Source organism: Actinomadura viridis (assembly GCF_015751755.1).
Lineage (GTDB): Bacteria > Actinomycetota > Actinomycetes > Streptosporangiales > Streptosporangiaceae > Spirillospora > Spirillospora viridis.
The window spans coordinates 2256630-2271294 of the sequence record NZ_JADOUA010000001.1 but is presented as its reverse complement, the minus strand read 5'-3'; the positions used below and the strand labels follow the sequence as shown (position 1 = coordinate 2271294).

General features: G+C 73.3%; 13 protein-coding genes. 5 read left to right on the top strand and 8 right to left on the bottom strand.

Annotated features, from left to right (window positions below; translation table 11 throughout):
- Window positions 1–6: 6 nt before the first annotated feature.
- Window positions 7–693: an HAD family hydrolase gene (locus IW256_RS10125; protein WP_197010711.1), complete on the bottom strand. Its 687-nt coding sequence runs from the start codon at window positions 691–693 to the stop codon at window positions 7–9.
- A 311-nt stretch (window positions 694–1004) separates the two neighbouring features.
- Here IW256_RS10125 and IW256_RS10120 point away from each other — a divergent pair, with 311 nt between their 5' ends.
- The 4 genes from IW256_RS10120 (at window position 1005) to IW256_RS10105 (ending at window position 6081) form a co-directional block, all read left to right on the top strand.
- Window positions 1005–2075, top strand: coding sequence for a lysylphosphatidylglycerol synthase transmembrane domain-containing protein (locus tag IW256_RS10120; protein ID WP_307828822.1), 1071 nt, complete (start codon window positions 1005–1007; stop codon window positions 2073–2075).
- Window positions 2076–2213: 138 nt separating this feature from the next.
- A complete protein-coding gene (locus IW256_RS10115) occupies window positions 2214–3290 on the top strand; it encodes an LLM class flavin-dependent oxidoreductase (RefSeq protein ID WP_197010709.1) in 1077 nt (358 codons plus the stop codon).
- Entirely contained in the window at window positions 3287–4363 is a 1077-nt protein-coding gene (locus IW256_RS10110; RefSeq protein WP_197010708.1) for a phenylacetate--CoA ligase family protein, read from the top strand. Before IW256_RS10115 ends, IW256_RS10110 begins: the two co-directional genes overlap by 4 nt.
- A 128-nt stretch (window positions 4364–4491) precedes the next feature.
- Window positions 4492–6081: an AMP-binding protein gene (locus IW256_RS10105; protein WP_197010707.1), complete on the top strand. Its 1590-nt coding sequence runs from the start codon at window positions 4492–4494 to the stop codon at window positions 6079–6081.
- Window positions 6082–6157: 76 nt separating this feature from the next.
- Here IW256_RS10105 and IW256_RS10100 read toward each other — a convergent pair whose 3' ends face one another.
- Window positions 6158–6631: a Zn-ribbon domain-containing OB-fold protein gene (locus IW256_RS10100; protein WP_197010706.1), complete on the bottom strand. Its 474-nt coding sequence runs from the start codon at window positions 6629–6631 to the stop codon at window positions 6158–6160.
- Window positions 6628–7803 (bottom strand): thiolase C-terminal domain-containing protein, encoded by a 1176-nt coding sequence (locus IW256_RS10095; RefSeq protein WP_197010705.1) that lies wholly within the window; start codon window positions 7801–7803, stop codon window positions 6628–6630. The genes IW256_RS10100 and IW256_RS10095 overlap by 4 nt, the downstream gene beginning before the upstream one ends.
- 320 nt (window positions 7804–8123) lie before the next feature.
- Between IW256_RS10095 and IW256_RS10090 the strand changes: the two genes are divergently transcribed.
- The gene (locus IW256_RS10090; protein WP_197010704.1) at window positions 8124–8645 is read left to right on the top strand and encodes a flavin reductase family protein; all 522 of its coding nucleotides are present in this window, start codon (window positions 8124–8126) and stop codon (window positions 8643–8645) included.
- An 84-nt stretch (window positions 8646–8729) separates the two neighbouring features.
- Here the strand turns inward: IW256_RS10090 and IW256_RS10085 are convergent, their stop codons facing one another.
- The 5 genes from IW256_RS10085 to IW256_RS10065 form a co-directional block, all read right to left on the bottom strand.
- Entirely contained in the window at window positions 8730–9962 is a 1233-nt protein-coding gene (locus IW256_RS10085; RefSeq protein WP_197010703.1) for an ROK family transcriptional regulator, read from the bottom strand.
- Window positions 9959–10753 (bottom strand): ATP-binding cassette domain-containing protein, encoded by a 795-nt coding sequence (locus tag IW256_RS10080; RefSeq protein ID WP_197010702.1) that lies wholly within the window; start codon window positions 10751–10753, stop codon window positions 9959–9961. The genes IW256_RS10085 and IW256_RS10080 overlap by 4 nt, the downstream gene beginning before the upstream one ends.
- Window positions 10754–10971: 218 nt before the next feature.
- Window positions 10972–12243, bottom strand: a complete 1272-nt coding sequence (locus IW256_RS10075) for a sugar ABC transporter permease (protein WP_197010701.1) — start codon at window positions 12241–12243, stop codon at window positions 10972–10974.
- Window positions 12244–12253: 10 nt separating this feature from the next.
- A complete protein-coding gene (locus IW256_RS10070; protein ID WP_197010700.1) occupies window positions 12254–13039 on the bottom strand; it encodes an ATP-binding cassette domain-containing protein in 786 nt (261 codons plus the stop codon).
- A gap of 94 nt (window positions 13040–13133) precedes the next feature.
- Window positions 13134–14207 carry a sugar ABC transporter substrate-binding protein gene (locus IW256_RS10065; RefSeq protein WP_197010699.1) on the bottom strand — a complete coding sequence of 358 codons (1074 nt, stop codon included), beginning with the start codon at window positions 14205–14207 and terminating at the stop codon, window positions 13134–13136.
- Window positions 14208–14665 lie beyond the last annotated feature (458 nt).

The following is a 14665-nucleotide window of genomic DNA, read 5'->3' as shown; positions in this document are numbered from 1 at the left end:
CCGCCGTCAGGACCAGCGGTCGATGTGGAGGAGCAGGTCGGACAGCCCGTCGATGGTCGCGTCGGGGGTCGCCGTGTCCCAGGCGGGGACGGTGCTGTTGGGGACGAGCACGCCCCGGAGCCCGGCGGACTTGGCCCCGTGGATGTCGTCGTACGGGCGGTCGCCGACGAAGACGCAGGCGGACGGGTCGTCGGCGCCGACGGCGGCCATCGCGGCGCGGAACGCCTCCGCGTGCGGCTTGGTCCAGGGGATCTCGCTGGAGTAGACGGCGCCGTCGAGGAGGTCGAGCACGCCGTCGCGGGCGAAGATGCGCTCGTGCCAGTCGCGGGACCACATGGTGTTGGACAGGACCCCGACCTTGATGCCGCGGTCGCGGAGCGCCCGCAGGAGGCCGGGCGCGGCCGGGTCGATGAGGGTGTGCGGGGCCCAGGTCTCGAACTGGGTGGCCAGGAGGGCCTCGGTGGGCTCCACTCCGGCGAGGGCGAACAGCTCGTCCAGGGTGGCGCTGCGGTGCTCGTCCCGGCCCCGCCGCCACAGCTCCATCTCGGCGTCCAGCAGCGCCGTGGCGACCTGCTCCACCTCGTCGGGCTCCAGGTGGGCGGAGCAGATCCGGCGCCACATGTCGCCCAGTTCGATGTCGTGCCACGGGGTGAGGGTGCCGCCCCAGTCGAAGATCACCGCTGAAACCGCCATGACGGGATCGTAACCGCGCGGCGCCCGCGGCACCCGGCGGCGAAGGCGGCGTGAGCCACGCCACATTTGCGGTTTCCATAACCTTCTTGGGGAATGGTCGTCCATGACGTGAGGTTGTGCGGTGCGGGGCCGTGAGCTTGCGAGGTGACCGTGACATGAGGCGATCAGTCACGGCGTCTACGCGGCCCGGCCCACCCCCGGTCGATCAGGCGGCTCCCGTCCGCGTTCCCGCCGGTGACACGGCGGGGGACGCCGGGTGGGAGGCGCCTTTCGGCCCGGTCCGGCCGGAGGCCCGGCGTTCCCGGCGCCGCGTGCTCGTGCGCTGCGGTCTGGTCCTGGGCGCGGTGTTCTTGGTCCTGCTGTTCCACGACGAGCTTCCCGACATCGGTGCGATGTGGAGGGCCGCCTCCCGCGCCGAGCCCGCCTGGATGGCCGTGGTGGTCCTGGCCGTGGCCGTGTCGATGGGCGCCTTCGCCCGGCTCCAGCGGCGGCTGCTGCGGATCGGCGGCGTCAGCATGACGCTGCGCCGCGCGTTCGCGGTGACGTACGCGGGGAACGCCCTGTCGACCACACTGCCCGCGGGGCCCGCGGTGAGCGTCGTCTACACCTTCCGGCAGTTCCGGCGCAGCGGGGCGACGGCGCAGCTGGCCACGGCGGTGGTCCTGGTCGGCGGGGTCGTCACGACCACCGCCTACACGGTGATCGCGCTGCTGGCCCTGGCGGCCGTCCCCCAGGCCCGGCCCCTGGCCCTCGCGGCGCTGCTCGTCCCCGCCCTCCTGGCCGTGGCGCTGTCACGGCGCGCCGTACGCGCCCGCCTGGCGGTGGTGGCGCACCGGGGCTGGGCACGGCTCGCGGCGCACCGGCGCATCGGCCCGTACGCGCGGCGGCTGGACGAGGGCCGCGCGGCACTCCGGCCGTCCCGCCGTGACTGGGCGGCGCTGGCGATGCTGGCGATGGTCAACTGGGTGTTCGACATCCTGGCGCTGTTCGCCGCGGCGCGGGCGGTCGGCGTCCATGTCGCCGTTTACGCGGTGGCGCTGGCCTACTTCGCCGCGCAGGCGGCGGGCAGCGCGCTGCCCCTGCTGCCGGGCGGTCTCGGCGCGATCGAGAGCAGCATGGCGGCCGCCCTGGTCGCGCTCGGCGCGGCGCTGGTCCCGGCCGGCGCGGCGGTCGGGCTCTACCGGCTGGTCTCCTATGTCGTGGTGGTCGCGGTGGGCTGGCTGGCCTGGCTCGGGCTGCATCAGGGCGCGCGGCCGTCCGCATGGGCCGCGCGCGCCGTGCCGGCGATCGGCACGGCCGTGCTGGGCGCCCTGGCCGCCGCCGCCATGGTGATGCCGTACCCGGGGACGGGTCCGCGCCCCGCCGGGCCCCGCCGGCCGTAGAACGCCCGGCGCGGCACCCTCCGGCACCTCCCGCTCCCAGCATGGTGACTTGTTGCGGCGGATCCCTGCTGCTAATCTCCCAAGCGAGCGCTTGGTCACACAATTGGTCATCATCAGCGGAGCATCACCGGAGGCTCGATGACGTCCCTACGGGTCAGCCTTGGCTACGAACTTGAGGTCCGCGGGCGATCCCGCGAGGTCGAGCGGAGGGCGTTCGAGAACGTCATGGACCAGGTGGTGCTGGCCGACGAGCTCGGCTTCGACACCGCCTGGTTCGTCGAGCACCACTTCACCCGCGGGTTCTCGCACTCCTCGGCGCCCGACCTGGTCCTGGCCGGCATCTCGCAGCGGACCCGGCGGATCCACCTGGGCCTGGGCGTGGTGCTCCTGCCGTTCCAGTCCCCGATCCGCACCGCCGAGCGGGTCGCCACCCTGGACGTGATCAGCGGCGGCCGGGTGGAGTTCGGCACCGGCCGCGGCGCCTCCCCGCTGGAGTACCAGGCGTTCCAGCGCCCCTTCGAGCAGTCCCGCAAGCTCTGGGAGGAGTCGCTGGAGGCGGTCCTGGCGATCTGGAACGCCGACGGCGAGCCGGTCACCCGCTCCGGCGAGTTCTTCGAGATCCCGGACGTGTCGGTCTACCCCCGCCCCGTCCAGGAGCCCCACCCCCCGGTGTGGGTGGCCTCGACGTCCCTGGACGGCTACCTGGCGGCGGCGCGGCAGGGCTACAACCTGCTGGGCATGACAATGCTCAAGGGCCTGGACGAGGTCGCCGAGGACATCGCCGCCTACAAGCGCTGCCTGGCCGAGAACGGCTTCGATCCCGAGTCCCGCCGGATCGCCCTGATGATCCCGTGGCATGTGGCGCCCACCCAGCAGGGGGCCGTCGACGTCGCCGCCGACCCGGTGCTGTGGTACCTGCGCCGCCAGATCAACCTGGTGGCCCCGCCCGGGTACACCGACGCCCGGCACGCCACCCACCGCGTCCTCGGCCAGCAGGCCGTCGGCATGCCGCCGGAGGAGGCCATGGCCGTCCTGCGCGACGAGACCATGGTCGTCATCGACGACGTCGAGGGCTCCCGCAAGGCGGTCGAGCGGATCGAGGCCGCGGGCGCCACCGACCTGATCCTGCAGGCCCAGGTCGGGGGGCTCGCCCATGAGGACGTGTGCGGGTCGATGAGGCTCTTCATGCGCGAGGTCGCTCAGGAGGCGAAGTGAGCTGGAAGACCCGTGGCGCCTTCCCGCCCGGACGCGCGGCGCAGGGGCTGGTGCTGCTGTCCCCGGAGGGAGGGCCGGCCGTCCCGCTGGGCGCGGCCGACCGCGCCTCCGCCCTCGAACTGGCGTCGGCGACGCTGGCCGCCGCCGGGCTCGGCGACCGCGACCGTGCCGTCGTGGCGCTCAACAACGACGGTGAGCTGACCGGTCCCCTGCTCGCCGAGGCCGCGGCGGGGGTCGCCCAGGCCGCCGCCTGCGTCGGCCCGCGCGGGCGCATGCGGCTGCACACCGCGCTGGAGAGCCTGCGCGCGACCACGCTGATCACCACCCCGACCGGGGCGATGGACTTCCTCGCCCGGCTGCACCTGGAGTTCCTGCTCGACCCGCTCGACCTGGAGCTGCGCCACATCCTGCTGGTCGGCGAGGTGCCCTCCCCCAACACCTACCGGCAGCTCACCACGGAGTTCGAGGCGTCGGTTCGCGAGCTGTACGCCGACCCCTACTTCGGCATCCCGGTCGCGCAGCGGGCCTCGTCCGACTCCGTGCTGACCCCCGTACGCGAGGGCCTGCTGGGGCTCGCTCCCCTGGACAAGGACGTCGTGCTGGACGCCCCGTACGAGGAGGGCCTCGCCGAGATCGTCGTCACACCGGGCTGGCATTCCACGCTCGGGGACGCGACCCTGCGCACGGGCCAGGCCGTACGGCTCGGCGGCGGTGAGGAGGGCGTGCCCGCGCCCGCCCACACCGTGGGCGACCACGTGCTGGTGCGGGGCCGCTGGCTGTCGATCCCCAAGGTGGCCTCCGCGCTCACCCGGATCGACGGCGTCAGCCACTGGGACCTGCGGCTCAGCCGGGAGGGCACCCTCGACGCCGCCGCGCTGCACGTCACCTTCAACCGGGACACCCTGGTCAAGAACCCCATGTGGAAGTCGAGGATCGCGCAGGCGCTGTACGCGCTGACCCCTGTCTCCATCGAGGTGGTCATCGAGGAACAGGTCTCGGAGGAACGCCGTGCGGGCACGGTCACCGACCTGCGCGGCCACCACCTCGGCCAGGACCGTTCACAGGCGTCCTGAGGCCGGGCTGCCTGAGGCCGGCTGCCTGAGACGGGCTGCCTGACGGGCTGCCCGAGGCCGGGCGCGATCAGGCCCGGCCCCAGGCAGGGGCGTCCAGGGACACATCACAGGGACTCTGAGGAGGCGCGATGGAGCTGCGGCCCGTACCCGGCTGGAGAACGATCCCCCGCATGCTGCGCGACCAGGCGGCGCACCACGGCGACGCGGAGGTCGTCGTGTCGGGTGACGTCAGGCTCACCCTGGCCGAGCTGGCGGAACGGGCCTCCGAGGTGGCCCGCGCCCTGATGGCCCTGGGCGTCGCGCCCGGCGACCGCGTCGCGGTATGGGCGCCCAACACCCCCGACTGGGTGGTGGCCGCGTACGGGATCTGGGACGCGGGCGCGATCATCGCTCCGCTGTCCACGCGGTTCAAGGGCCTGGAGGCGGGCGGGCTGCTCCGCAAGGTCGGCGCCAGGGTGCTGCTGGTGGCCGAGGGCTTCATGGGCACCTCCTACCTCGACATGCTCGCCGGGGAGCGCGGATCCCTGCCCGATCTGGAGCACGTCGTGATCCTGGGCACCGCCGTCCCGGCCCGTTCCGGGGCGCTCGGCTGGGCGGAGTTCCTCGCGGGCGGTTCGGCGGTCGCGCCGGAGGCGGCCGAGGAACGGGCGCTGTCGGTCGGCCCGGACGACCTCGCCGAGATCATGTCCACGTCCGGCACCACCGGGGCCCCCAAGGGCGTCATGCTCCACCACGACCAGCTGCTGCGCGGCTACTGGGACTGGTCGGAACTGGTGACGCTGCGGGCGGGCGACCGCTACCCGATCATCGCGCCGTTCTCGCACGGCTTCGGCATCAACGCCGGGCTGCTGGCCTGCGTGCTGCGCCGCGCCACGATGATGCCGATCGCGCTGTTCGCCCCGGACGAGCTGATGGACCTGATCGAGCGCGAGCGGGTGAGCGTGCTGGCCGGGGCGCCGCCGATGTTCTTCAAGATCCTGGACGAGCTGGCGGTCCGGGACGTCTCCTCGCTGCGGGTGGCGATCTGCGGGGCCGCGGCCGTACCGCCGGAGCTGGTCCGTCGGCTGGTGGACCGGGCCGGGCTGGAACGGGTGATCAACGCCTACGGGCTGATGGAGGGCACCGTGGTGTCGATGACCCGGGCCGGGGACCCGGTGGAGGTGATCGCCGGCTCCACCGGCCGTCCCGTGCCGGGCGTGACCGTGCGGGTGGTCGGCGACGACGGTAAGGATCTGGCGCCCGGCGAGCGGGGCGAGATCCTCGTCGGCGGGTACGGGGTGATGCGCGGCTACTGGCGGGACCCCGAGCGCACCGCCGAGGCCGTGGACACCGGCGGCTGGCTGCACACCGGCGACATCGGCACCCTCGACGAGGCCGGCAACCTGGCCATCGTCGACCGCAAGAAGGAGATGTTCATCGTCTCCGGGTTCAACGCCTACCCCGCCGAGATCGAGGGGCTGCTGCTGCGCTGCCCCCAGGTCGCCCAGGTCGCGGTGATCGGCGTGCCGGACGAGCGTCAGGGCGAGGTCGGGCTGGCCTACGTCGTCCCGCCGCCCGGAGTGTCCGCGGACCCGGCCGGGATCATCGCCTGGGCCCGGGACCACATGTCCAACTACAAGGTGCCGCGCCGGGTGGTGCCGGTGGACGCGCTGCCGGTCAACGCCAACGGCAAGATCGACAAGTCCGCGCTGCGCGCCCGCGCCCTGGCCGGGGACTGAGAACCGCCCGAGGACCACCCGAGGACCGACCCGGGACCGACCCGGGACCGGCCAGGAACCGAGCCCCCACCGGCGGTCAGCGCAGCGGGCGCCAGCCGACCAGCGTCGTGGACTCGTCCACGTCCAGGAAGACGGCCTCCACGGGCAGGCCCGGTTCGAGGTCTCCGGGCGAGCCGTCCACCAGGTCGCCGTACATCAGCAGGTCCTCGCCGTCGTCCAGGCGCACCAGCAGCACCGGGAAGGGGACCTCGCCCGCCATGGCCGGCATGAAGACCTGGTGGTTGACGATCCAGCTGTAGACCCGGCCGGTGCCGCGCGCGGGCACCCACTCCCACGCCCGGCCGCGGCAGCGGTTGCACACGGCGCGGGCCGGGAAGCGCAGGGTCCCGCACCCCTCGCAGCGCTGCACCGTCAGCTCGTGCCGCCGTACCGCCTCCCACCACGGCGCGGAGTCCCGGTCGGGCTCGGGCCGGGGGAACCGGGCCCTCGCGCTCGAAGCCCGCCGTTCCGGGCCCGCCTTCGGTTCTGCCTGCGGTTCTGCCGAACTCACGTGTCGCTCCTCAGGATCAGTGCCGAGGTCCCGGCGAGGACGTAACCGGGCTGGGAGGTCGAGAGGGCGACCTCGGCTCCGGGGACCTGGCGGTCGCCGGCGGTGCCGCGCAGCTGGGCGACGGCCTCGGCCACGTGGTTGATGCCGTGCACGTACCCCTCGGACAGGAACCCGCCGTGGGTGTTGACGGGCAGCTCCCCGTCCAGGGCGAGGGCCCCGGAGGCCGCGTACGGCCCGCCCTCGCCCTTGGGGCAGAAGCCGTAGTCCTCCAGCTGGACCAGGACCGAGTAGGTGAAGCAGTCGTACAGCTCGGCGACGTCGATGTCCCCTGGGCCCGCACCCGCCATGGCGTACAGGCGCGGGGCCAGCCTGGCCGCCTCGGTGACGGTGAGGTCGGTCCCGCCGGGCCCGCTCCCGGCGCCAGAAAAGAAGCTGTCGCCGCCCGCCCACGCGGCCCCGGAGATCAGGACCGGGACGTGCCGCAGGTCGCGTGCGCGCTCGCGCGAGGTGACCACGACCGCGCAGGCCCCGTCGGTCTCCAGGCAGCAGTCCAGCAGCCGGAACGGCTCGGCGATCCAGCGGGAGGACAGGTAGTCGTCGAGGGTGATCGGGTCGCGCTTGAGGGCCCGCGGGTTCTTGGCCGCGTTCGCGCGCTGGCCGACCGCGATGTGCCCGAGCTGCTCGTGGGTGGTGCCGTAGGCGTTCATGTGCGCCCGCGCGTACATCGCGAACTGCTGCGGCGGCGCGAAGTAGCCGTAGGGCGCCTGGTACTGGACGTCGAAGATCGCCGCGGGCCCGCGGCCGGTGCCGCCCATCCGGAACTCCGAGCGGGCGTTGATGGCGCGGTAGCAGACGACCGTCTCGGCGACGCCGGCCGCGACCGCCATCGCCGCCTGCCCGATCACCGAGTGCGAGACGCTGCCGCCGCCGAACTGGTCGAGGTACCAGGTGACCTCGGGCAGGCCGAGCGCGGGCGCCACCACCCACGGCGGCGTGGAGTCGCCCACGCGGTGGGTGGCCAGCGCGTCCACGTCGTCGACGTCCAGCCCCGCGTCGTCCAGCGCGGCGAGGACGGCGTCGACGGCGAGGGTGAGCGTCGACACCCCCGAGTCCTTGCTGAACGGGGTGTAGCCGACTCCGGCGATCGCGGCACGGTCGCGAAAGGTCCCCACGAGCCCGTTCCTCCTCCTGGCGCCGGCGTCCGCCCACCCTTACCGAGCAAGCGCTTGTGCACCAGCCTAGGCACTCCCGAACACCCTCGTCAACGTCCCGTGACCAGGCCCGCAGCCGGACGAGGGGTGAACGCGGAGGCGGGCGGAACAGGGGCGGCGGGCGCCGCCCGGCTTGACACTCCGGACGGGGCCGCCCTATCGTCCAAGCAAGCGCTTGGCTAAGAGAAGGGATCGGGTCCATGGCCGACCCAGCGACCGCGGCCACGCCGCACGTGACCGGCCCGGCCGATCGACCCCCCGGCCACGGAACGGAACACCGCATGCACGGATCCCCCAACGGATCGGGCGGGGCACGGGTGACCGACATCGACGCCGCCCGGTTCCGGTCGGTGCTGGGCAGGTTCGCGACCGGCGTGGTCGCCATCACCGCCATCGAGACCGCGACCGGGCGCCCCACCGGCCTGGCCGCCAACTCCTTCACCTCGGTCTCGCTGGACCCGCCGCTGGTGGCCTTCTGCGTCGCGCACACCAGCACCACCTGGCCGCGGCTGCGCGGAGCCGGGCGGCTGTGCGTCAACATCCTCGGCGAGCCGCAGCTGGAGGTCTGCAAGCGGCTCGCGATCAAGGGCGGCGACAAGTTCGCCGGGATCGACTGGACCGAGTCGCCCGGCGGCGGCCCGGTCATCGAGGGCGCGCTGGCCTGGATCGAGTGCACGGTGGAGAACGAGTACGTCGCCGGCGACCACCTCATCGTCGTCGCCCGCGTCCTCCACCTCGACAAGCACCACGACGGCGAGCCCCTGCTGTTCTACAAGGGCGGGTACGGCCGCTTCGACGGCTGAGACCGCTGAGCCCGCGCGGTGACGGCGAGCTCGTCGCCGGGGCACCCAGGGGACCGCCTCAGAGGACCGCCTCAGGAGACCGCCTCAGGAGACCGGGGTGTCCTCGGGGGCGCGCAGGCGGGCGAGGACCTGGACGGGGTCGGCGAGCACCTCGGCGAACGCGAACTCCGCCGCCCCCACCAGCGTGGTGTCGTCGCCCAGCGCCGCGGTGCGCAGCCGGACGTTCTCGCGCGGCGCCGCCATCGCCCCGGTCGCCAGCACGCTCCGCACCTGGGCCGCGGCCCCCAGGTAGATGTCGCGCAGCGTCCCCCCGAAGACCACCAGGCCGGGGTTGAAGACGTTGACCAGGTTGGCCACGCCCCAGCCCAGCCACGTCCCGACGCGGTGCAGGGCGTCCCGCGCCACGATGTCGCCGCGGTCGGCCGCGTCGACCACCGCGCGCACCGCGTCCCGCCCGACCAGGTCGGGCGACTCCCGGCGGCCGGCGTGCTCGAGCAGGGTCCGCTCCCCCACCTCGGCCTCCAGGCAGCCCCGGGACCCGCAGCCGCACACCCGGCCGCCCGGGTTGACCATCATGTGGCCGACCTCGCCGCCGTACCCCTCGTGGCCGCCCAGCAGCCGGCCGCCCACGATGATCCCGCCGCCGACGCCGACGTCGCCGTGCAGGTAGATCAGGTCGTCGCAGCCCACCCCGGCGCCGCGCTCGTGCTCGGCCAGCGCGCCGAGGTTGGCGTCGTTGCAGACCGAGACCGGGACGCCCAGGCCGAGCCGGCGCGACAGGGCCTCGCCCAGCGCCAGGTCGCCGACGTCGAGGTTGGGCCCGAACATGATCTGGTGGTCGGCGCGGCGGACGGTGCCGGGGAACGCCAGCGCCGCGCCCACGCACACCGCGTCCCGCCCGGCCTTGCGCGTCAGCGAGCGGGCCGCCGCCACCAGCGCGCCGAGCAGCTCGCCGGGATCGAACGGCCCCCTGGCGCGCGGCGCCTCGCGCCGCTCCAGGATCGTCCCGCCGAGCCCGACCCGGGCCACGCCCAGCCGGTCGACGCCGACCTCGAACGCCAGCACGTAGACCCGGGTGGACTCGGGCCGCACCACCAGTGAGGGTCGGCCCGCGCGGCGGCCCGGCCGCCTCGGCAGCTCCTCGCGCACCAGCCCGGCCGCGGTGAGATCGGCGGTCAGCGCCATGATCGTGCTGCGGTTGAGGCCCAGCGACTCGGCGAGGGTCGCCCGCGAGGCGGGGCCGCGCAGATGGACGAAGCGCAGCAGCGTGCCCAGGTTGTGACGCCGGATCTCCTCCTGGGAGGGGCCCGCCTTCATGATGCGGACGGTCCCGCCGCCGGGACCCCGGCCTCGCGGGGCAGCCCCAGGTCGCCGCTGCGGCCGGAGGTGATCAGCTCGACGACCTGCGCGTGGGTCACGTCCGCCGTCCTGACCTGGGCGGCCATCCGGCCCAGGTACAGCGCGGCGATCCGGTCCGAGACCGCGAACACGTCGTTCATGTTGTGCGAGATCAGCACGACCGCCAGCCCCTGGTCGGCCAGCCGCCGCACCAGCTCCAGGACCTGCTGGGTCTGCGCGACGCCCAGCGCCGCGGCGGGCTCGTCCAGCACCACCAGCCGGCTGTCCCACAGCACCGCCCGCGCGATCGCGACGGTCTGCCGCTGCCCGCCCGACAGCGCCGACACCCGCTGCCGCACCGAACGCAGCGACCGTACCGACAGCGACGACAGGGTGCGGATCGCCAGCTCCTCCATCGCCGCCTCGTCCAGCACCGGGCCGCACCGGCGCTCCCGGCCCAGGAACATGTTCTGGACGATGTCGAGGTTCTCGCACAGCGCCAGGTCCTGGTGGACGACCTCGATGCCCAGCGACGCCGCGTCCCGGGGACTGTCCACCCGTACCGGGCGGCCGTCCCACAGGAACCGGCCGGAGTCGAACGGGTGGACGCCGCCGATGCACTTCACCAGCGTCGTCTTGCCGGCGCCGTTGTCACCGACCAGTGCGGTGACCTCACCGGGACGTGCCGAGAAGTCCACGTCGTGCAGCACCTTGACGGGACCGAAGCTCTTGTCGATTCCGCGCAGGTCCAGAACGGGTGTCACTGACATGCCGAGGGGCTCCCACCGTGCCGCACCGCCGACGCGCGGAACGCGGTCCTGGCCGGTGAGCGTAGCAGCAGCGTACCCCGCCTGGTGGGCGGATCCGCGCGGTCCGGGGACGGCGTGGCCGCGCGGGCCGAGCACGGGCGGACCGGGGGGCGGCGGCGCGAACGCGGGCGGTGGCCCGGCGGCGCGCGCGGCCCGCTCCCCCGGCCCCGGCACGGTGCTCACCGGCCGGTGACCGCCCGCCGGCGCCGGGCCAGCGCGTCGATGCTCGCGGCCAGCAGCAGCACCGCACCGGTGATCAGGAACTGCACGTACGCCTTGGTGCCCAGCAGCCCCAGGCCGTTCTCGATGGTGGCCACCACCAGGCCGCCGAGCACGGCGTCGCGCGCCCGGCCGCGCCCGCCGAACAGGCTGGTGCCGCCGATGACGGCGGCGCCGACCGCGAACAGCAGGGTGTTGCCCGCGCCCGCGTCGGGGGTGACCGAGTTGAGCCGGGACGCGGCGACGATGCCCGCCAGCGCGGCCATCCCCGAGCAGATCATGAAGACCGACATCCGCAGCCGGGTCACGTTGATGCCCGCCCGCCGCGCGGCCTCGGCGTTGCCGCCGATCGCGTACAGGTGCCGCCCGTAGGCGGTGCGGCCCAGCACGAAGGTGGCCACGATCAGCAGCGTGCCCACCAGCGGCACGCCCCACGGGATGCCGGCCAGCGTGATCAGCGGGCTGGGCGCCCGGTCCAGGCTGAGCAGGTAGGTGCCGCCCAGCAGCGCCAGCGCCACCACGGCCACCTGCGCGACCACCAGCTGGACCGGCTTGGAGGCCAGCCCGCGCTGGTGCTGGCGCCGCCACCGCCACATCTGGATCGCGCCGTACCCGGCGGCGCACACCGCCGCCATCGTCCAGCCCAGCCAGACCGGCATGTTCTTGTTGGCCAGCGCCACGATGACCTCGTCGTGCACCGGGACGGTGCCGCCCTGGCCGATCAGCCGCAGGGTGATGCCCTGCAGGCCGAGGAAGAGCGCCAGCGTCACCACGAACGACGGGATCCGCACCACCGAGACCAGCCAGCCGATCGCGGTCCCGATCACCACCCCGGTCGCCACCGCCGACAGCACCGCCACGTACCACGGCTGGCCGGCGTCGACGATCAGCGTGGCCATCACCCCGCCGCAGACCCCGCTGGCCACCCCGGCCGACAGGTCGATCTCGCCGAGCAGCAGGACGAACACCAGGCCCATCGCCAGGATGGTCACCGGCATCGCCTGGGTGAACAGGTTGGCGAGGTTGCGTTCGCTGAGGAAGGTCTCCGGGCGGAGCGCGGTGAACAGCACCACCAGGCCGGCCAGGCCGAGGATCGCGGGCAGCGCGCCCAGGTCTCCCGAGCGCACCCGGTTCCAGTAGTCGCGCAGCGCCGAGGGCACGTCGTGCGCGCGCCGGTCGCCGGCGAAGTCCGAGTCCGCCAGTGTGACGGCGGTCCCCTTGTCGATGGACATCCAAGCCCCTTCAGATTGGCTCGGCGGCGGTCGCCGGCGCGAGGCCGAGATCGCCGGAACGGCCGGCGGTGATGAGCTCCACGACCTGCCCGGTGGTGACGTCGGCGCGCCGCACGTCCGCCGCCACCCGGCCCAGGTAGAGCGCGGTGATCCGGTCCGACACCTCGAACACGTCGTTCATGTTGTGCGAGATCAGTACCACCGCGTGCCCGGTGTCGGCGAGCCTCCGGACCAGATCGAGGACCTGCCGGGTCTGCGCGACGCCCAGCGCCGCGGTGGGCTCGTCGAGGACGACGACCGTGGAGTCCCACAGCGCGGCCTTGGCGATCGCGACGGTCTGCCGCTGGCCGCCCGAGAGGCTGGCCACCTGCTGCCGCACCGACTTCACGGTGCGGACCGACAGCCGCGCCAGCGTCTCCCGCGCGGCCTGCTCCATCGAGTCCTCGTCCAGCACGATCCCGCGGCGGCGCTCCCGGCCGAGGAACATGTTCTGGACGATGTCGAGGTTGTCGGCCAGCGCGAGGTCCTGGTACACGATCTCGATCCCCAGCGCGGCGGCGTCCCGGGGGCCGCCGATCTCCACCCGGCGGCCCTCGAACTCGATCGTGCCGGAGTCGATCGGATGGATGCCGGCGATGCACTTCACCAAGGTGGACTTGCCCGCGCCGTTGTCGCCGACCAGGGCCATCACCTCGCCGCGCCGCACGGCGAAGTCCACGTCGTGCAGCACGTGGACGGCGCCGAAGCTCTTGTTGAGCCCGGTCAGGCGGAGGAGCGGGGCACCGTTGTCTGCCATGTGTGTCCTTTCCCAGGGGTACGCCCGCGGCGGGTCCCGGTGGCGCGTTCACGAGGGGGGCCTTGCGCGCCGGCGTCGGGACCCGCCACGGGGGTCACTGGATTCCGGCGTCCTTGCACTTGGCCGCGTAGGGGCCCGCGCAGAGCTCTTCCTTCTTGACGAAGCCGTCGTCGACGACCTGCTTGACGTTCTCCTTGAACACGGCGACCGGCGTCAGCAGCACCGAGGGGACCTGCCGCTTGCCCTGCGGGTCATCGACCGTCCCGGTGGTCTCGCCCTTCTGCCCCTTGAGCACGGCGAGGGCGAGCTTGGCCGCGGCGTCGGCCTGCTGCTTGACCGGCTTGTACACGGTCATGCACTGGGTGCCGTCCAGGATGTTCTGCAGGCCCTGGACGCTGGCGTCCTGCCCGGTGACCGGCACCTTCCCGGCCTCGCCGTTCTTCTTCAGGATGGAGATCGCCGAGTTGCCGACCCCGTCGTTGGCGGCCAGCACGCCGTCGATCTTGCCGCCCTGCTGGGTCCACATCTGCTCGAAGATCGTGGCGGCCCGCTGGTTGTCCCACTCGGGCACGGCCTGCTCGGCGACCTTCTTGTAGGAGGTCACCTTGTCGAGGACGTTGTGCGCGCCCTGGGCGAAGAGGGTGGCGTTGTTGTCGGTGGGCGCGCCGTTGAGGTAGACGATGTTGGCGTCCTTGTCGCCCAGGCACTTCTGCAGGCCCTTGCCCTGCTCCTCGCCGACCTTCACGTTGTCGAACGAGACGTAGTAGTCGGCGACGCCGCCGAGCGTGAGCCGGTCGTAGTCGATCGTCTTGACGCCCTGCTGCTGCGCCTTGCGCTGCACGGCCGCCGCCGAGTTGGAGTCGATGCCGTCCACGACCAGGACCGTGACGCCGTTGGTGATCATCTGGTCGGCGATGGTCTGGAACCGCTGGGTGGAGCCTTCCGCGTTCTGGATGTCGTACTCGACGCCCGCCGCCTTGAACGCCGCGGCGAGGAAGGGCCGGTCGAAGCTCTCGTAGCGGACCGAGGACTTGGTGTCGGGCAGGATCACGCCGATCTTGCCCTTGCCCTCGGAACTGGCGTCGGAGCCGGAGTCGTCCCCGCAGGCGGCGAGGGTGAGCACCGCGCACGCCGAGAGGGCGGTGAGGCCGAGGATCCCCTTGCGCATGGGCCCGGGTCCTTTCTGGGGGGTGGGACCACCGGTGATCGAGGTCACACGATGAATGTTGTGCCCCGCAACTTATGTCGCCCCGCCCTGATTCGTCGAGACCCGATTTGTTGTCAGCGGTAACAATCCTGTAACACGCGTGGCGACCTGCCCGTTCTCCTGCCACTGGTAGCGAGACGGGAGAACGGGGGCGAGCGGGCGAGTATGTTCGGCGCCTCAACATTTGCCGGAAGCGGGGCCGGACAAGGCGAGAGGAGCGCTCCGGGGGACGCCTCGAAGCCGTGCGGAACGGGCACCCGGCGGCGCCGGGGAGAGGCCGTGGCGGGCGAGCGCGAGAGGCGCGCCGGGCGCACGGTGAGCCCGGAAGGGCGGGAAGGGTGGCCGGATCCGGCCACCGAGGGGTCGTCGCGGGCGGGCTAGGCCGGGGCCCGGCACGGGGTGGTGATCATGCGGAGGTC

Bases quoted from the DNA above. Each gene is read 5' to 3' on its own strand.
- IW256_RS10125 (WP_197010711.1), bottom strand. From the start codon at position 693: ATGGCGGTTTCAGCGGTGATCTTCGACTGGGGCGGCACCCTCACCCCG.
- IW256_RS10115 (WP_197010709.1), top strand. From the start codon at position 2,214: ATGACGTCCCTACGGGTCAGCCTTGGCTACGAACTTGAGGTCCGCGGG.
- IW256_RS10105 (WP_197010707.1), top strand. From the start codon at position 4,492: ATGGAGCTGCGGCCCGTACCCGGCTGGAGAACGATCCCCCGCATGCTG.
- IW256_RS10090 (WP_197010704.1), top strand. From the start codon at position 8,124: ATGCACGGATCCCCCAACGGATCGGGCGGGGCACGGGTGACCGACATC.
- IW256_RS10085 (WP_197010703.1), bottom strand. From the start codon at position 9,962: ATGAAGGCGGGCCCCTCCCAGGAGGAGATCCGGCGTCACAACCTGGGC.
- IW256_RS10080 (WP_197010702.1), bottom strand. From the start codon at position 10,753: ATGTCAGTGACACCCGTTCTGGACCTGCGCGGAATCGACAAGAGCTTC.
- IW256_RS10075 (WP_197010701.1), bottom strand. From the start codon at position 12,243: ATGTCCATCGACAAGGGGACCGCCGTCACACTGGCGGACTCGGACTTC.
- IW256_RS10070 (WP_197010700.1), bottom strand. From the start codon at position 13,039: ATGGCAGACAACGGTGCCCCGCTCCTCCGCCTGACCGGGCTCAACAAG.
- IW256_RS10065 (WP_197010699.1), bottom strand. From the start codon at position 14,207: ATGCGCAAGGGGATCCTCGGCCTCACCGCCCTCTCGGCGTGCGCGGTG.